Annotated in this window: 17 protein-coding genes and 1 pseudogene; 11 read left to right on the top strand and 7 right to left on the bottom strand. The window is 61.3% G+C overall.

Translation table 11 applies throughout. The features are described 5' to 3' along the window. Positions 1 to 86: 86 nt before the first annotated feature. From CU102_RS23910 to CU102_RS23885, 6 genes are read right to left on the bottom strand one after another with little or no spacing between them, the layout of a single operon-like run. Complete coding sequence (locus CU102_RS23910; protein ID WP_106713591.1) at positions 87 to 779, bottom strand: amino acid ABC transporter permease; 693 nt, start codon at positions 777 to 779, stop codon at positions 87 to 89. Between the two features lie 19 nt (positions 780 to 798). Next, on the bottom strand, positions 799 to 1,506 hold the full coding sequence (locus CU102_RS23905; protein ID WP_106713590.1) for an amino acid ABC transporter permease: 708 nt from the start codon (positions 1,504 to 1,506) through the stop codon (positions 799 to 801). Positions 1,507 to 1,562: 56 nt separating this feature from the next. Then, a complete protein-coding gene (locus CU102_RS23900) occupies positions 1,563 to 2,387 on the bottom strand; it encodes an amino acid ABC transporter substrate-binding protein (RefSeq protein WP_106713639.1) in 825 nt (274 codons plus the stop codon). A gap of 16 nt (positions 2,388 to 2,403) precedes the next feature. Then, positions 2,404 to 3,144, bottom strand: a complete 741-nt coding sequence (locus CU102_RS23895) for an amino acid ABC transporter ATP-binding protein (RefSeq protein ID WP_106713589.1) — start codon at positions 3,142 to 3,144, stop codon at positions 2,404 to 2,406. 1 nt (position 3,145) lies between these two features. Then, positions 3,146 to 4,627: an NAD(P)-binding domain-containing protein gene (locus CU102_RS23890; protein ID WP_106713588.1), complete on the bottom strand. Its 1,482-nt coding sequence runs from the start codon at positions 4,625 to 4,627 to the stop codon at positions 3,146 to 3,148. Then, entirely contained in the window at positions 4,624 to 5,622 is a 999-nt protein-coding gene (locus CU102_RS23885) for a LysR family transcriptional regulator (RefSeq protein WP_106713587.1), read from the bottom strand. The genes CU102_RS23890 and CU102_RS23885 overlap by 4 nt, the downstream gene beginning before the upstream one ends. A gap of 161 nt (positions 5,623 to 5,783) precedes the next feature. Between CU102_RS23885 and CU102_RS23880 the strand changes: the two genes are divergently transcribed. From CU102_RS23880 to CU102_RS23870, 3 genes and pseudogenes are all read left to right on the top strand, one after another. Continuing rightward, positions 5,784 to 6,266, top strand: a complete 483-nt coding sequence (locus CU102_RS23880) for a CMD domain-containing protein (protein WP_106713586.1) — start codon at positions 5,784 to 5,786, stop codon at positions 6,264 to 6,266. After that, complete coding sequence (locus tag CU102_RS23875) at positions 6,263 to 6,838, top strand: peroxidase-related enzyme (protein ID WP_106713585.1); 576 nt, start codon at positions 6,263 to 6,265, stop codon at positions 6,836 to 6,838. The genes CU102_RS23880 and CU102_RS23875 overlap by 4 nt, the downstream gene beginning before the upstream one ends. Before the next feature lie 565 nt (positions 6,839 to 7,403). After that, a pseudogene (locus tag CU102_RS23870) lies at positions 7,404 to 8,796 on the top strand (ISNCY family transposase). Positions 8,797 to 9,189: 393 nt separating this feature from the next. On the opposite strand, the gene CU102_RS23865 reads toward CU102_RS23870, so the two are convergent. Then, positions 9,190 to 11,379, bottom strand: a complete 2,190-nt coding sequence (locus tag CU102_RS23865; protein WP_106713584.1) for a heavy metal translocating P-type ATPase — start codon at positions 11,377 to 11,379, stop codon at positions 9,190 to 9,192. A gap of 67 nt (positions 11,380 to 11,446) precedes the next feature. Here CU102_RS23865 and CU102_RS23860 point away from each other — a divergent pair, with 67 nt between their 5' ends. The 8 genes from CU102_RS23860 to CU102_RS23830 all read left to right on the top strand — a co-directional run bounded on the left by CU102_RS23860 (position 11,447) and on the right by CU102_RS23830 (position 16,353). Next, positions 11,447 to 11,848: a MerR family transcriptional regulator gene (locus CU102_RS23860; protein WP_106713583.1), complete on the top strand. Its 402-nt coding sequence runs from the start codon at positions 11,447 to 11,449 to the stop codon at positions 11,846 to 11,848. 324 nt (positions 11,849 to 12,172) lie between these two features. Then, positions 12,173 to 12,298 carry a helix-turn-helix domain-containing protein gene (locus CU102_RS30570; RefSeq protein WP_245425505.1) on the top strand — a complete coding sequence of 42 codons (126 nt, stop codon included), beginning with the start codon at positions 12,173 to 12,175 and terminating at the stop codon, positions 12,296 to 12,298. A 115-nt stretch (positions 12,299 to 12,413) separates the two neighbouring features. Then, complete coding sequence (locus tag CU102_RS23850; protein ID WP_106713582.1) at positions 12,414 to 12,752, top strand: hypothetical protein; 339 nt, start codon at positions 12,414 to 12,416, stop codon at positions 12,750 to 12,752. A gap of 139 nt (positions 12,753 to 12,891) precedes the next feature. Next, positions 12,892 to 14,376: a multicopper oxidase family protein gene (locus tag CU102_RS23845; protein ID WP_106713581.1), complete on the top strand. Its 1,485-nt coding sequence runs from the start codon at positions 12,892 to 12,894 to the stop codon at positions 14,374 to 14,376. Between the two features lie 28 nt (positions 14,377 to 14,404). Continuing rightward, positions 14,405 to 14,845, top strand: coding sequence for a DUF411 domain-containing protein (locus CU102_RS23840; protein ID WP_106713580.1), 441 nt, complete (start codon positions 14,405 to 14,407; stop codon positions 14,843 to 14,845). Between the two features lie 10 nt (positions 14,846 to 14,855). Then, the gene (locus CU102_RS30910) at positions 14,856 to 14,981 is read left to right on the top strand and encodes a hypothetical protein (RefSeq protein ID WP_280951923.1); all 126 of its coding nucleotides are present in this window, start codon (positions 14,856 to 14,858) and stop codon (positions 14,979 to 14,981) included. Next, positions 14,978 to 15,451 (top strand): c-type cytochrome, encoded by a 474-nt coding sequence (locus tag CU102_RS23835; RefSeq protein ID WP_106713332.1) that lies wholly within the window; start codon positions 14,978 to 14,980, stop codon positions 15,449 to 15,451. The genes CU102_RS30910 and CU102_RS23835 overlap by 4 nt, the downstream gene beginning before the upstream one ends. After that, complete coding sequence (locus CU102_RS23830; RefSeq protein WP_245425514.1) at positions 15,451 to 16,353, top strand: SCO family protein; 903 nt, start codon at positions 15,451 to 15,453, stop codon at positions 16,351 to 16,353. Before CU102_RS23835 ends, CU102_RS23830 begins: the two co-directional genes overlap by 1 nt. Positions 16,354 to 16,431: the final 78 nt, after the last annotated feature.

The following is a 16,431-nucleotide window of genomic DNA, read 5'->3' as shown; positions in this document are numbered from 1 at the left end:
CGACCTCGCCGTCTCCCACCGACATCTTCAGAGGCTCCTCAACGAAGTCCGCCATCGTCGAGGGTTCTCTTTATAGCGACTCTCCCCTAGGTCCGCGCCCTAAGGGCCGCTTCCACCCGGTCGGCGCCATGTGTGACGATATAGGCGATCACCATGTAGATGACGACCGCGATCAAGAAGGCTTCGAGGTAGTAGAAATTCAGCGCGGCGGTCAGTTGCGACTGCGCAAAGATATCGACAACCTCGATGGCAAACCCAAGAGAGAGCGCCTTCATGATCACCATGAACGAGTTGGCGAGGTCCGGGATTGCCGCGACGATCACCTGGGGAAGCATGACCCGTCGGAACAATTGGCTGCGTTTGTAGCCCAACGAGTAGGCCGCGTCCGCCTGACCGGTGTCAAAGGAGTTCAGGGCGCCTTTCACGACCTCCGCCTGGAACGCGGAAACACAGGCGGTCAACGCGACGATGAGCGTGACCCAGTTCGGCGTCGCGTGACCGTTGAACTCGATCCCGATCAACGAGGCCAGGAACTGGAGGGCCGGTGGAAGGCCGTAGTAGGCGAGGAAGATCACGATCACCATCGGGACGCCCTTGAAGGCGACCTTGTACGCAACGACGAGCTCCCGCAGCACTGGTACCCGCCGATATTCGACCATCGCAAACAGGCTGCCTACGATCGTGGAGAGGACGAAGATCGCAAGCGCCATGGTGAGCGTCACGGGAACCGCGCCAAGGATGTCCCAGAGATCGGGAAGAAGAACTTCGGAATCGAACATGTGATGACCTCCTCTTCGATCAGACGCTTGCCATCATGGTAACCTTGGCCGGCGTGGCCGTTAGCGCGAACTTCGAGTTCCGCATTTCGAAGAAGCGGACGACGAGCCATGCCACGAGGCACAGCAGCGAATAGATCGCCGCCAGCACGAGATAGGTCTCAAACTGGTACTGATTGTAGTCCCGCTCCATGACGAGATGGGCGGTCGCCATCACGTCCGCGGCCCCGATGTACATGACGAGCGCGACGTTGTGGATCAGGTAGATGATCGCGTTGCCGTAGCCGGGCAGGGCGATGTGCACGGCCTGCGGCCCGACGACGCGAAGGATCTTTTGACGGAACGTGTATCCGAGACTGTCCGCGGCGTCGTGCTGACCTCGTTCTACGGCGAGATAGGCTGGCCGTAGAACCTCGGAGAGATATCCTCCATGGTAGAGGCTGAGGCCGACCATCGCCGCCACGTTAGGGGACACGAAGTCCTCGACATCGAACAGGTCAACCACCAACGGAAGCCCGTAAAAGGCGACGAACAACTGGAGCACGACGGGGACGCTGCGGGCATAGGACACGTAAAGGTCGGCAAATTGGCTGACCACGGGCGTCCTGCGCACCCGGAACGTCGTCGTAATCAAGGCCAGCACGAAGCCGGCGATCATGGCCGTGAACGTGATCGCAAGCGTCAGCGGCAGCGCCAATAGCAGCTCTGGGATCATTATGGATAAGTCCACTTCGGAACACTCCTTCTTTCAGTCTTGAGCCTGATCGCCGGTGTCTCAACCGGACCTTACTTCATGTACGTGGTGATGTCCTCGCCGAACCATTTCTGCGAGAGCTTGGCGAGCGTGCCGTCGGCCTTGAGTTCCTTCAGCGCCTTGTCGATGTCTTCGGAGAGGGCCTTGTTCTCCTCGGAGCGGTGGATCAGGACGAAGGTGTTGTTGATAGCGACGGGCTCGCTCGCCTTGATGTCGAGCTTCTGCTGGTCGATGACCGTCTGCTCGCCAAGGTTGGACGGCAGAACCAGCGCGTCGTACTTGCCGTTCTGGACCTCCTTCAGGCGATCCGGATATGGAATGCCGGCGCTGGAAGCGGTGATCTCGATCTTATAGTCGGGGTTCTGTTCCTGCCACGCCGTGGCGAACTTGTAGATGCCGCCGCCGGCAGTGACGGGCACGATTTTCTTGCCGACGAGATCCTTCATCTCGTTGATGCCGCTGTCTTTGCGGCTATAGATTTTGATCAGGCTGGCGCCAATAGGGCTCTCCGGAATGAGAAACTGCTTTTCGCGAGCGGGCGCACGGTAGTAGCCGCCGGTCGCGATGTCGTACTTGCCAGTGACGAGGCCCGTCTCCTGAGCGATGTCGGCGGCGCCTTCCATCTCGAACTTGTACTGGGGCAGCTTCGCGTTGATGGCTTTCAGGACGTCGGGCTCGTAGCCCTGCGGCTCGACGCCGATCGCACCCCAGGACAGCGGCTTGGATTCGGCCGCCGTCGCGATCTTGATGGCGCGCACGTCCTGGGCATGGGATACGCCAGCCGTTGCGAGAACAAATGCGACGCCGGCTACGGCGAGGCCGAAAGTGCGGCGGGAAGTTGACTTAATAGAAGGCATGTCAGGCATCCTTTCTCTACTGGATTGCAAGCTCGGAATTGAGGAATTGGGCAAGGCGTGGATTCGACGGCGCGTCGAAGATCTCGGTTGGGCTGCCGTCGGCGGCGACGACGCCCCGATCCATGAAGACGATGCGGTTCGAGATGTTCTTTGCGAACTGCATCTCGTGGGTGACGAGCAGCGAGGTGATCCCCGACGACGTGACGTCCTTGATCACCCTAAGAACTTCGCCGACGAGTTCGGGATCGAGCGACGACGTGGGTTCGTCGAAGAGCATCACGTCCGGTTTGACCGCGAGCGCCCGCGCGATGCCGGTCCGCTGGAGCTGGCCACCGGAGAGCTGGGACGGGTAGCTGTCCAGCTTGTCGGAGAGGCCTACCCGATCGAGCTCCTGCAGGGCGATCGCCCGCGCCTCGTCCTTTGACTTGCGCTGCACGACCACGAGCGGATCCATCACGTTCTGAATGACCGTCATGTTCTTGAAGACGTTGAACTGCTGGAAGACCATGGCCGTCCGGAGCCGGATCGCCTGTATCGCGGTGTTGTCCGGGCGCTGGTAGTCCATCTTGAGCTTATCGAACCCGATGGTGCCGGACGCCGGCTTTACCAGGTAGTTGATACACTTCAGCAGCGTCGTCTTGCCGGTACCGCTGGGGCCGATGATCGACACCACGTCTCCGCGCTTCACGGAGAGATCGACGCCGTTCAGAATCTGCGTGCTTCCGTAGGACAGCTTTAGGTTTTTGAGTTCAAGCATTTCAGGTCGACGTCCTTTCGGAGGAAAGTTCGGGAAGCGATTCGGTCTCGTCGTCCGCCCATTCGTCTCCGAGGAGTTCGGGCGTGTCGAAGGCTTGCAGATCGGCGAAATGGCGCTCGCGGTCGGCGACGAAGAGCGCCCTGACGATGCCACGCGCTAGCCGGTCGGCACCTTCGCTGATGGCAGGAATGTCACCCGTGAGCTTGCCGTGGCTCAGCGTAGCTGGAAAGTTGAAGCAGTGTATCCGGGAGAGCGCCGGGCAGGCACCCGGCTCTGTTTCGAGGAATTCGAACGCGTTTCCAAGATCGGGCGAGGCTTCGAGTTCGCCGTTCGGCATGTCAGCCGGTGCGGGGAAGCGGTCACGCCACAGGCGGATGTAGGGTGCGACGGCGGCGAGCTCCGGCCGGTTCGTCAGCTCGATCTTGAAGCCGGTGCCGAAGATCAGGAAGTCGACGGGATAGCGGCCCTTCGGCGTCGTCACCACGACGTGATCGCCGTGCTGCTCCAGCCCGGTGATTGGGCTTTTCAGATGGAGATGGGCCTGCGGAAAGGCGCTGACGCGCAGAACGCTGGGGCGGGGTGGCGGCGTCTGCGCCCGCATGGCGTAGTCGAGAAAACGCCACTTCCAGTCGTCGGGCAGGCCGGCGAAGCCGTGCACCACGCCGTGGCTGCCGATGCCGGTGAACTTGTTGATCCGTGGCAGATCCGTCCTGCGCACGAATAGGTCGAGCCGTGCCGCCGCGGCCTCGAGCGCGGTGGCGGCGTTGTCCATCGCAGAAGCGCCGGCTCCTACCACGCCGACGCGCTTGCCGCGGAGTGCGGCGAAATCGATAGCGTCAGCGGTATGGGCCCAGAACTTGCGCTCGATGTCGTCGGCGATGGGAGGAACGAAGGGGCCGCCGAGACCGTCGCGGCCTGTCGCGAGCACCACGTGGCGGGCGATCATCGTTTTGGTGTGGCCGTCCTGACGGCATACGATGTCGAGCATGTCGTCCGGACGCGGGAGGATAGCGTCGACGGTGACCCCGTTGCGCACCGGCAGGTCGAGCACGCGGCGGTACCAGACCAGGTAGTCCATCCACGTCTCGCGCGGTGCCCTGTCGAGCGCGACCCAGGCTTCGCGGCCATGCAGCGCCTCGTAGTAGGCGCGGAACGTGAGCGCCGGCAGCCCCATCGCCGGTCCGGTCAACTGCTTGGGGGAGCGGAGTGTTCGCATCCGCGCGAAGGTGACCCACGGACCTTCCCGACCGGCGGGCGCCATGTCGAGGACAACGTGGTTGGCGACGCCGAGCCGCTTCAGCATGCCCGAAGCGACGAGCCCGGCCATGCCCCCGCCGATGATCACGACGTCGACGACGCGTTGGCCATCGACGTCGCGGGGAGGGACCCAGGACTTACCCGGCAGTTCCAGCCAGGCAAGATCCTGCCGCAGGCGCGCCTCGAGGGCGTCGAGTCCGTTCGGAAAGGAGGACAGGGCGCTCATGACGGCATTCCTTCGGGCAGCGGGGTTTGTCCGTAGACGGTGTCGGCCAAGGCCTCGAGGCCGCCCGAGTCATGCAGTCGGCAACCGGGCATCGCCAGGGCCACCGCGCGCGCCGCTTCGATCACGGCGGAGACGGTCGGAGTAAGCGGCATCGTGGCAGGTGAAATCGCGCCGAACACAAAAGGGATGGTGTGGTCGAGCACACGCATCGCGATGCCCTCGAGCGGAACGCCGACGACGGTCGCCGGCTCGACGATGGCGGCTCCCAGCCCCGCTCGGACCATTGTGAGAGCCGTCATCGAGGCATTGACATCGATCATCCGTTGCGGCGTGACGCCCGCCCTTTCCAGAGCCTCGTCGATGCGGTGCCGCAGGCGATATGGGTTCGCAAGGGTGATGATGCGGCGGTCGGCAAGATCGGCGAGGCGCACGACGTCGCTCTCGGCGAGCGGATCGTTAGCGGCGAGGGCGACGACACACGGCACATCGGCGACCCAGTGTACCTCGAGGCCGGGATGTTCCAGCGGAAGGCTTGCGATCCCGAAATCCGCCGAACGGGCGAGCACGGCCTGCACGACGTTCTCGGCGGCCAGCGCCTGCACATGAAGATGACGCGGAAGCAGGCTGGGTGCGACGGCCGCGATCGCCTGCGGCAGGACGCCGGCCGCTAGCGACGGCGTGGCAGCGATCGTCAGCGACGCCGGCTCGTCGAGACCAATGGCGTTCGCCCGTTCGCGGATGTGGGCAAGGCTTGCGAGATGGCGCTCCACCTCGGCGTGAAACAGTAGGCCTCGCGCTGTCGGGGTGATGCGAGGTCCGCTCCGATACAGGAGCGCGTAGCCGATATCGGCTTCCAGATCCTGAATAAGCCGGGTGACCGCCGGCTGCGACCGGCCAAGCACCCGTGCCGCTCCGGTCACGCTACCGGCGGACATGACCGCTGCGAAGGCTTCAAGTTGTCGGATATCGAAAGAGTTAGAATGCATATTAGACATCAAACACCATCCTTCATGTCAGTAAAGCATGACATTTCTCAATTGGCGATCACTAATAGATGAAAGTTGCGCATAAAAAGTAGATCTTCATTGCTATTTGACATAATGGCGCGTCGCGCCTACCTAGAGCACATGTTCCGTGACGTACTGAGGAGCTTGTTTTGACACTCATCGAAACCCTTGCCTCCGCGAGACCGGGCTCCGCGCTCGCGCAAGCCATGGAGAAGCGCGCAGAGATCCTGCGCCTGAGCGAGGCCGCACACGACGCCGTACTTCTGCCACGCGATCCCGGCGGGCTGTCGCACGGCATCAGGGCCGCGCTCGCCGCCCGCATGGCCCGCCACAACCGCAGCCCGGCATTAGCAAGCCATTACGACACCTTGGTCGCCCGCGCCGACGAACCGGCGACGGCCCCGCTCGCCGACCCCGACGCGAACGTGCCGGACCCGCGTGTCGCGGAGATCGTCCGTCATGCCGACCGACTGACGGTCGCACCACGCGATGCGACGCGTGCCCATGTGGACGCGTTGCGCGATGTCGGCGTAACCGACGCCGACATCGTACGACTCGCGGAGCTTGCGGCCTTCGTCAATTACCAGGTTCGCGTTCTCGCCGGCCTGAAGCTGCTTGGAGAAATGCGATGAGCGAGGTCGTCCACACATTCACCACCACGGTGCCGCGCTGGCAGCCCTATGTCGTTCCTGTCGACTTCGCGACCGCCACCGACGAGCAGCACGCGGCGATGCAGACGACGCCGTCCAACAAGGGCATCTCGCCCTATGTGCTCACCCTGGCGCACGACCCCGAGACGCTCACGGTCCGCTCGCCCCTATTCAACCTGATCATGTACGGCAAGGACGGGCTGGCATCGAGCGAGCGCGAGCTGGGCGCAGTCGCGGCGTCGGTCGTCAACCGCTGCGTCTATTGCGCAGCCGTGCACGCCTCGCGGTTCAACAACCTGACAAAACGCACGGACGTCATCGACGCCGTGTTCGCCGACGGTCTCGAGACGACGCTCGACGAGCATCTCCAGGCGATCTTCGACTTCTCGGCGCGGCTGTCGACTACGCCGCCCGAGGCTACCGCGGACGACGCGCAGGCGCTGGCTGACGTCGGGCTCGACGAACTGGAGTCTCTCGATCTCGTCCTGTCCGCCGCCATCTTCGGTTGGGCGAACCGCCTCATGCATACGCTAGGTGAGCCGATGAAAGATTAAGATGGTTGCGGTGTGGGTTGGTGGCTGGTGGAGGCCGAGGGGCAGAAGTTCGGCAACCTGATCGAGTCTACATGTAACGCCGTGCCATGAAGTGCTGGTTCGACGACACGCCCGCGCCGTATCAACGCCTTCGCCGTGCCCGGCACGACCTCGCTTCGCCTCGACAGCAGCGCTCCCAGTGCATTTGATGAAGGTCTTCATAGAAGAGATCCTGCCGCTGCTCCCCGATAAGCGTGAGAGGAACGAGCCCCCATGTGAAGAGGCGGAAGGCGACGTAGACGCATGGCGCCGCCAGCAGATGGATTGAAACTATTCCCAACGTCACCACGAGATACCACCTGGCCTCGGACTATTCGGAAGAAAACAAACACACGAGGATTCCACAGTTTCGTAAAAAGCGGTTTGAGCTAAAAAGCAACCCCAACGAAACCGCCTGTGAGTTCCATAATAGAACTTATGCCACAAATCGCGTGTAGCCGCAAAGTTAAAGTGTCCTGTTTCTGCAAAGTAGAAATGTCTAGGTGTCACCTTCTCGTTCATCGCAACGAGATATGGGATTCAGATTTTGGGATGGATTTTAATGAGCGAACGCGAACTGCATCGCATCGAGGTTTTATCGGAGGTTGTTGAAGGTCGCCGCACGCTGGCGTCGGCGGCAATTGTGCTGTCGCTGAGTGTTCGCCAGGTGCAAAGGATCGTGCGGACATTCTGTCTCGAAGGCGCGCCGGCGCTGCGTCATCAGAGCCGTGGCCGCCGGTCGAACAACCGCATCAAGGATGGCGTGCGTGACTTGGCGCTGCAACTGGTGCGCGAACGCTACGCGGACTTTGGGCCGACACTGGCGGCCGAGAAGCTGGCCGAGCACGGGTTTTCGGTTTCGCGCGAGACGTTGCGTAAGTGGATGGCGGATGCCGGCATCTGGCTGTCGCGCCAACAGCGCCGGACGTTTCGTCAGCCGCGGTTGCGGCGTGAGTGTTATGGCGAGCTGATCCAGATCGACGGCAGCGATCATCGCTGGTTTGAAGATCGAGGCGATCGGTGCACGCTGCTGGTGTTCATCGATGATGCGACTGGCAGGCTGATGCAGCTTTTGTTTGTGCGCTCGGAAAGCGCCTTCACCTATTTCGAGGCTTTGGAGCTCTACCTTAAGGTCCATGGCCGTCCAGTTGCGTTCTACTCCGACAAGCATTCGGTGTTCGCAGTTCGGCCGGGCGCTGTGCGAGTTAAACATCGAGATTCTTTGTGCAAATTCCAGTCAGGCCAAGGGTCGTGTCGAGCGGGTCAACCGCACCTTGCAGGACCGTCTGGTCAAGGAACTGCGGCTGGCGGGCATCAGCGATATGGCAGAAGGCAACGCCTTCCTGCCCAGCTTCATGGAGCGGTTCAACGCACAATTTGCTGTTGCTGCGATCCGCCCGGAGAATCTGCATCGGCCGCTCAATATTGTCCCGGATCGGATGCGCGACATCCTGTGCAAGCGGGAACAGCGCTATGTCGGGGAGCAGTTGGCATTCTCCTATGAGCGCAAGCGCATCATGCTGGAGGAGAATGAGATTACCCGCGGTCTGGTCGGCAAATATATCGACACCTACGCCTTTGCCGACGGCCGCCTGGAGATGCGCTGGAAAGGCGTTACCCTGCCCTACAAAATGTTCGACAAGGATCAACGGATCACCCATGCAGCCGTGACCGAGAACAAAAGACTGGGCGATGTGCTGTCGGTGATCAAGGCGCAGCAGGATCCGTCGCCGCCGCCGAGAGTAAAGACCAACAGCGAGGTTATCGCCTATCAAAAACGCGATCGCAAACCATCTCGGAAGAACGACTGGGTCGAGCAACGAAGGGAGCGCAGAATGCGGGAACAGGCCGCTACTGCCCAGTCGAATGTCGCCGGTCCGGGCTGCGAGATTGAGGTCTCCGCCCTACCCGGCGACGAGCCTCAGCGGCTGTCAGGATGACATTTCTACTTTGCGAGAGATGCGACAATTCAACCTTGCTGCCACAATCGCGCACCTTGCGTGCCCTGTGGCTTTCAGCGGTAAATAGTGCGAAATCATCAGCGCTATATGACGCCGACGCATGCACCCTGGGGCACCCTGACTTTGATTGTCATCTGACTATCGCTCCAGTTCGTCGATCGCCCCTTTTAAAGTTGGCAACAAGCTTTCCAACATGGCGAGCAGCCAAGCCAAACGGTGTGACTTTCATCGATAAATGGCGCGGAATCCTCAGCACTATGTGACGCGCCTTACCTTAGGGCTGCTTTGGGCACAGCAGCGGTCATTGGCCAGCACGTGGAAATCGTTTGTCGGGATTGGTTTTTCGCGGTCAAATGAACAGTCGATCCGAGGCTAATCGGACCGACCCTTCCATGCCAGCAGCCGCATCGCGTTCGCCGTCACCAACACCGTCGCTCCGGTGTCGGCCAGGATTGCTGGCCACAAGCCTGTGATGCCGATGACAGTTGTCACCAGGAAGACAGCCTTCAGGCCCAGAGCGACGGTTATGTTCTGGCGGATGTTGCCCATCACCCGCTTTGACAGGTCGATCATATTGGCGACGTCGATCACCCGCCCGTGCAGGATCGCGGCATCGGCGGTTTCGAGCGCCACGTCGGTACCGCCACCCATGGCAATGCCGACATCGGCGGCTGCCAGAGCGGGGGCGTCGTTGATGCCGTCACCGACCTTGGCGACGACAAGGCCCGCGCGCTGCAGGTCGCCGACGATGCGCTGCTTGTCCTCAGGCATCAGTTCCGCCCTGGGTTCGATTCCGAGCTTGCTGGCTATGGCTTCTGCGGTCCTGCGGTTGTCTCCGGTCAGCATGACTGACTTCACGCCGGATTCCCTCAACATGGCCAATCCGCGGGCTGCATCTACACGCGGTTCATCACGCATAGCCAGAAGGCCAGCAAGTTCGTTGTCGGTGACCAACACCGAGACCGTTTTACCCTGGTCGTTCAGTGCGGCAATCGCCGATACTTGCTCTGGGTTTAGCGCAGCCCTCTCTCCCGCCGCTTGGGGCGAACCAAGGAACACTGCCTTGCCGCCGACATTGCCTTCGACCCCCTTGCCGGACACCGCTTTCGCGGTTGTGGCCGGAGGTACGGCTGCCTTGTCGGCCTTGGCCCTGTCGAGGATGGCAGTCGCAAGCGGATGGCTCGAACCTGTTTCCAGAGCCGCTGCGAGCGAGAGAACCTGCTTTTCCGGTGTTCCGAAAGAGACGATGTCGGTGACGACGGGCTTGCCCTCGGTTAGCGTTCCGGTCTTGTCGAAGGCGACCGCTGTGATTTTGCCAAAGGTTTCGAGCACCACCCCGCCTTTCATCAGGAGGCCGCGCCTTGCGCCTGCGGAAAGCCCTGCGGCAATGGCGGCGGGCGTCGAGATGACGAGCGCGCAAGGGCAGCCGATCAACAGGATGGCGAGGCCTTTGTAAACCCATTCACCCCATGATCCGCCCAAGAGCAGCGGCGGCACCACGGCGACGAGGGCCGCAGCGACCATGACGCCCGGCGTGTAATAACGCGAAAAACGGTCGATGAAGCGTTCGGTCGGTGCCTTGCTTTCCTGTGCTTCCGCGACCAGCCTTATGACACGGGCAATCGTGTTGTCTTCGGAAGTAGCCGTCACGCGAATGCGCAGAACACCATCGGTGTTGATGGTTCCGGCGAACACAGTGTCGCCGACGTTTTTGCGCTTGGGCGTGCTTTCACCCGTCACCGGAGATTCATCGATTTCACTCGAACCTTCGGTGACCTCACCGTCGGCGGAGATGCGGTCGCCCGGACGGACAAGAACGACATCTCCGACCGCCAGTCTGTCGGCCGCGATCGAGACCGTCTCCCTATTGCGTTCGACGAGCGCGATCTTCGGCACGAGGTCGGCCAGCCCCTGGATGCTTGCCCTTGCCCTGCCTGCAGCCACGCCTTCGAGCAACTCGCCGATCAGGAACAGGAAGACAACGGCGGCCGCTTCCTCACCCGCTCCAATAATCACCGCGCCGACGGCAGCGACTGTCATGAGCATTTCGATAGAGAGCGGTGTTCCCGCAAGCGCCGCCATGATCGCCCGCTGTGCGATCGGGACAAGGCCGACCAGCATGGCGACGATGAAAGCCCATTGGGCTGTGTCCGGAAACAGCTTTCCGATACCGTATGCGGCGGCGAGAGCGATTCCGCTGGCAATCGTCAGCAAACCCTTGCGGCTTTTCCACCATGCTGCCGATGGCCGATGATCGTCGTCGCTGCGCATTGCCGTAGTCCGCTCGGCATGACCTTCATGATGATCACCTGCATCGGCTCGATCGGTATCATCCTTCATGGCAATCGGCGCAACCCGGTAGCCGAGACCGCCGATCTTCTTCTGGAGGGCACGCAAGTCGGCGTTGCCGTCATGCTGAACGGTCAAAACCTGTGCGGTGATTGAGGTCGACACCTCGACGATCCCGGGCATCCGCCTGATGGCGTTGTCGATTTTTGTCGCACAGCTGGCGCATTCCATCCCTTCGACGCGGAATCGTGCCTGGTTCGGCGTTGCCGTCATGATGCAATCTCCGTTGACTTTCCTTCCGCCGACTCTACATCCTCTAGTGACTAGAGGAGCAAGCAGAATGTCGAACGAAGTTTCGATCGGAGCGGCCGCACAACGCAGCGGCGTGAAGGTTCCGACCATAAGGTATTACGAGCAAATCGGGTTGCTGCCGGCTCCGCCGCGCACGGTTGGCAATCGACGATCCTACCGGGAGGATGACATCAGGCGGCTGGCTTTCATACGCCATTCGCGGGAACTCGGATTCGAACTCGATGCAATCCGCACATTGTTGGCATTGCAGGATGACCCATCCCAGCCGTGCGGAACTGCTGACCGGATCGCAAGAACCCGGCTCATTGAGGTCGATCAGCGCATCCGCAGCCTCAACGCCTTAAAGGCGGAGTTGGAGGCAATGGTCGAGGGATGCAAGCAAGGCAGCGTCTGCGAGTGCCGGGTCATTGAGGCACTTTCGGACCATTAAGAGTGCGCGCACTCGTTCTCACTGGGACACTGCCGACAAACGCCAAGCACCGTGCGTCATAGAGTCCGCTTTGCGCCGAGGAATCGACCACCGCTGACGGGGTCTCCTACCGCCCATCCGACACGAGCCTCTTTGACACGTTTCCCGTCGTTCGGGTTCGAGCGTCTATGATCCGACCGAGCCGATGGGAAAGATGTTCTTCAACGTCCTCGCCACTTTCGCGGATGCGGACACGTGAAGGAATGGCGATCGCGCGCGCCAAGGGGAAGTTGCGCGGAAAAACAGCCAAAGCTGTCTGACGAACAACAAAGGGAACTGCGCCGGATGCACGATAGCGGAGAGAATTCCATCAGCGACCTGGCGGAGGTCTTTTCAGTCTCCAGACCAACAGTCTATCGCACGATTGGACGCGTGCAGGCTTCCCTTTCAAAGGGATCGGATCCCATTTGAGCATTCCAATTGGCGCTTCCGTCCCCCAATAGCTTTCAAGGTCACACTTTTCAACGACGATCTGTAGCAACAGCTTGTGTCTGGACATGACGCAGAAACGGGATAGCATGAGCTCATGGACAGACTGGCACGCATTTTCGCGATTGTCCTGCTTGCGGTATTTGCCGCGGGCACTGTTGCGCATGCGGCGAATGTGACGAGCATGTCCCTTGCCATGTCCCCAGCCGCGATGGCCGACGGAGACATGGGCGACTGCGATGGCTGTCCGCCTGGCGACGACGGCAAAGCCTCCCTCTGCGGTCAGATCTGTCTTGCACCTTTCGCCGCAATTCCGGCAGCCGCAGGATTTGAGCTTGCCGTTATGGCGGCCGATGTTGCAGCTTCACCGGCAGAAGAAATGGCCGGCCGCAGCGGTCTGCCCGATCCGCCTCCACCTCGAACCATCGTCCTTTAGCCGACGTCGGCCGGGATGCCCGATTGCCGGCGCCAACGATCATGCGCGGCGGGTTCTTCTGCCGCTTGTGATCGCGGATCGCATGAGATGCCTTCCGGCGCCCTGCGCAACACCATTGGCTTTTCAGGATGGTTGAACCATGTCCAGATACTCTGCTCCGATGCTGACGCGTCGAGGCTTTCTCGCATCGGCGGCTGCAAGCGCGACCGGCGCGATGTTTCCGATATCGCCGGCTTTACCGGGCACTGCCGCCACGCGCGAGATCTCGTTGCGTGCCGCCCCTGGGCGCGTCCGTCTCGTGCCGCTCGCTGAGACGGCCGCCTGGTTATACAACGGCACCGTTCCGGGCCAGGAGATCCGCCTCCGCCAAGGCGAGCGGCTGCGCGTCGCGGTCGACAACGCCCTTGCCGAAGAAACCACCATCCACTGGCATGGGGTGCGTGTTCCAAACGCGATGGACGGCGTGCCGCACCTCACCCAGAAGCCGATCGGGGCAGGCGAACGCTTCCTCTACGAATTCGACGCGGTCGACGCCGGCACCTTCTGGTATCACCCGCACCAAAGGAGTTTCGAGCAGGTCGGCCGCGGGCTTTATGGCCCGCTGATCGTCGAGGAGCCGGAACCGATCCGAGTCGACCGTGACTTTACCTGGGTGCTCGGCGATTGGCGGCTGACCAAATCGGGTGCAATTAGCGAGGATTTCGGCAACCGGCACGACATCCACCATAGTGGGCGCGTCGGCAATACAGTGACCATCAACGGCCGCGTGCCGGACGGTTTTACTGTCAGGAAGGGCGAACGCATCCGCCTGCGGCTGATCAATGCCGCCAACGCCCGCATCTTCAGCCTCGACTTCGCGGGGCACGAGCCGATCGTGATCGCGCTCGACGGCCAGCCGGTCACGCCGCATGCGCCAGACAAAGGGCTAGTGGTGCTTGGGCCAGCGATGCGTGTCGACCTGATCATCGACATGACCGGCAATCCCGGCAGCCGAGCTTCGGTTACCGATCGGTTCTATAAAGGGCTGGAATACCAACTCATAGATCTTGTCTACGACGGCACTCCACTGAGGGAGCGAGCGCCCGACTGGCCGCTCGCCCTGCCTGCAAATCCGTTGCCGGAACCCGACGTCGGCGCCGCGTCCAGAAACGAGGTGGTCTTCAACGGCGGCATGATGGGCGAAATGGTGGCGCAGGACATGGGTAAAAGCATGGGCCTGGGCACACCGGGCAGCATGATGGACAACACAAACTCGATGATGGGAGGAATGATGCGGATGATGAACTCCAGTACCGCCTGGTTCATCAACGGTGTCGCCGCCGACGAGGCCAGCCACGACATGAAGCCGATGCTGACGTTCGAAAAAGACAAGAGCCACATCATCGCCATGACCAACGCGACTGCGTGGCATCATCCCATCCATCTGCATGGTCATTCGTTCCGGGTGATTTCCCGTAACGGCAAACCCACCCATCATCGCGAATGGCAGGACACGGTGCTGATTTCGCCGCGCGAGAAGGTCGAGATCGCCTTCGTCGCCGACAATCCCGGCAACTGGATGTTCCACTGCCACATTCTCGAACACCAGGCCAGCGGCATGATGGCTGTCTTCCGCGTCGCCTGACCGCCCAACAATCCGAAAGGAGAAGCAAATGTCCAATATTCTGAAAGCTCTTGTCTTGGCCTCGATCCTGTTGAGCGCCGCTCCGGCGCTCGCCGGCGAAAAGGACGTCACGCTCTACAAAAGCCCGGAATGCGGCTGCTGCGAGGGCCATGCCGACTATCTGCGCGAAAACGGGTTTAACGTGACCGTCAAGCCGACGCATGACCTCACAGCGATGAGCCGCGCGGCCGGTATTCCGGACGACGTCCAGGGCTGCCACCTCTCCATGATCGACGGCTATGTGGTGAGCGGCCACGTGCCGATCGGCACGGTCAACAAGCTCTTGACGGAGCGGCCCGACATCAAAGGCGTGACACTGCCCGGTATGCCCATGGGTTCGCCCGGCATGAGCGGCACGAAGGAAGGCCCGTTCGAGATGCTGGAAATCCGGAAATCCGGCGGGGTCGGTGGCGTCTACGCCAAGGAATAGGAGTGGCGCGATGATGGAAGGCATGAGCGGCATGATGATGTTCGGCATGGGTCTGGCGTGGCTGCTTGCCGTCGTCGGGCTCGCCCTTGGGGCGGCGGCGCTCGTCAAGTACCTGTTCTTCGGCGGCGGCAAATGAGAAGAACGTCTGTCCGCTTCTCGATGCTCGGGATTGCCGCGGCGGGTTTGGGACTGGCATTGGCATGGCCCTGGCTTGCCAGCGAGACGGCGGGTAGCGACGCCTCTGCCGCCACAATCGCACTCGGCAAGACGCATTATGCTAAGCGCTGCGCCTCCTGTCACGGTGCCAGGCTCGAAGGACAGCCCAACTGGAAGAGGCCGTTGCCTTCCGGCCGGATGCCGGCGCCGCCGCACGATGCATCCGGCCACACCTGGCATCATCCGGACAGCGTGCTCTTTCGCATCACCAGAGAAGGACCGGCGGCGGTCGTTGGCGGGGGCTACCAAAGCGATATGCCGGGCTTCGGGAATGTCATGAGCGACGACGATATCCGGGCCGTGCTCTCCTTCATCAAAAGCACTTGGCCGGAGCGAGAGCGGCAGTATCAGGTGGAAATGAGCCGCCGGGAGCGGGAGAAGACGCAGTGATGGCGATCGTGCGCCTCTCAGCCCCTTCAGTCAGAAAGGTTCGTCCTATGAAAGCCAACCCATTTTTTCTCACGCTTTTCCTGTTGCTGCTCCTCGTCTCGCCCGCCTTGGCTCACCATCCGGGCGCTGATCTCGACGAGCTCATGGGCAGCGAGGAGAAGTTCTTCCAGGTGATCGACGAGCCGGCCGCGCCGCCCTTCGAGCTGGCTGACGCATATGGGAAGGTGGTTCGCCTTTCCGACTTTTCCGACAAGATCGTAGTGCTCTATTTCATCTTCGCGAGTTGCACCGATGTATGCCCGATCCATTCCGAGGTGATCGCCGACATTCAGAAGAAGATCAACGCCACGCCGATGAACGACCGAGTGCAGTTCCTAGCGATCACCACGGATCCTGCCAAAGATACGCCGGATGTGCTGAAGGCCTATGGTCCGGCGCATGGACTGAATACGCACAACTGGATGTTCCTGACCACACGCCCCGGCGAGCCGGAGGACACGACGCGCAAGCTGGCGGAAAACTACAGGCTCCGTTTTGAACCGCTCGAGGACGGGCAGCAGATGCACGGCATCGTCACCCACGTCATCGATCGCGGTGGACGCTTCGCCGCCAAGTTTCATGGCCTGCGGTTCGATCCGCTCAACATGGTTCTCTACATCAACGGCCTCACCGACCCCTCAGAACCGCCGGATCAATCGGCGTGCTCGCGTTGTAGTCGAGATAGATCGATGTCATGGGCTTTCCTTTGGTTAACGACTAGGGTGCTCCACGCTGAGCTTCTTGCCCGTCACCCCCTCATTAAGGTCCTCCTTGTCGGTCAGGGCTTCTCGATAAACGTCCGTTCTGTCTGGAAAACTCCCAGGCGCTCTGAAAGGCCCGTAGTTACCGCCCGCATCAGATGAGGTGTGTCTCGATCGAGACCATAGACGAAACCCGGAAAATCCAACGGTTTCTGTAAAGCCCATATCGCATCGTGTTGA

Origin of the sequence: Phyllobacterium brassicacearum, from assembly GCF_003010955.1 — a bacterium.
Classification (GTDB): Bacteria; Pseudomonadota; Alphaproteobacteria; order Rhizobiales; family Rhizobiaceae; genus Phyllobacterium; species Phyllobacterium brassicacearum.
This window is presented reverse-complemented; position numbering and strand designations above follow the sequence as displayed.

Bases quoted from the DNA above. Each gene is read 5' to 3' on its own strand.
- CU102_RS30910 (WP_280951923.1), top strand. From the start codon at position 14,856: ATGATGGAAGGCATGAGCGGCATGATGATGTTCGGCATGGGTCTGGCG.
- CU102_RS23840 (WP_106713580.1), top strand. From the start codon at position 14,405: ATGTCCAATATTCTGAAAGCTCTTGTCTTGGCCTCGATCCTGTTGAGC.
- CU102_RS23845 (WP_106713581.1), top strand. From the start codon at position 12,892: ATGTCCAGATACTCTGCTCCGATGCTGACGCGTCGAGGCTTTCTCGCA.
- CU102_RS23850 (WP_106713582.1), top strand. From the start codon at position 12,414: ATGGACAGACTGGCACGCATTTTCGCGATTGTCCTGCTTGCGGTATTT.
- CU102_RS23830 (WP_245425514.1), top strand. From the start codon at position 15,451: ATGGCGATCGTGCGCCTCTCAGCCCCTTCAGTCAGAAAGGTTCGTCCT.
- CU102_RS23885 (WP_106713587.1), bottom strand. From the start codon at position 5,622: ATGTCTAATATGCATTCTAACTCTTTCGATATCCGACAACTTGAAGCC.
- CU102_RS23865 (WP_106713584.1), bottom strand. From the start codon at position 11,379: ATGACGGCAACGCCGAACCAGGCACGATTCCGCGTCGAAGGGATGGAA.
- CU102_RS23895 (WP_106713589.1), bottom strand. From the start codon at position 3,144: ATGCTTGAACTCAAAAACCTAAAGCTGTCCTACGGAAGCACGCAGATT.
- CU102_RS30570 (WP_245425505.1), top strand. From the start codon at position 12,173: ATGCACGATAGCGGAGAGAATTCCATCAGCGACCTGGCGGAGGTCTTT.
- CU102_RS23900 (WP_106713639.1), bottom strand. From the start codon at position 2,387: ATGCCTTCTATTAAGTCAACTTCCCGCCGCACTTTCGGCCTCGCCGTA.
- CU102_RS23860 (WP_106713583.1), top strand. From the start codon at position 11,447: ATGTCGAACGAAGTTTCGATCGGAGCGGCCGCACAACGCAGCGGCGTG.
- CU102_RS23910 (WP_106713591.1), bottom strand. From the start codon at position 779: ATGTTCGATTCCGAAGTTCTTCTTCCCGATCTCTGGGACATCCTTGGC.
- CU102_RS23835 (WP_106713332.1), top strand. From the start codon at position 14,978: ATGAGAAGAACGTCTGTCCGCTTCTCGATGCTCGGGATTGCCGCGGCG.
- CU102_RS23875 (WP_106713585.1), top strand. From the start codon at position 6,263: ATGAGCGAGGTCGTCCACACATTCACCACCACGGTGCCGCGCTGGCAG.
- CU102_RS23890 (WP_106713588.1), bottom strand. From the start codon at position 4,627: ATGAGCGCCCTGTCCTCCTTTCCGAACGGACTCGACGCCCTCGAGGCG.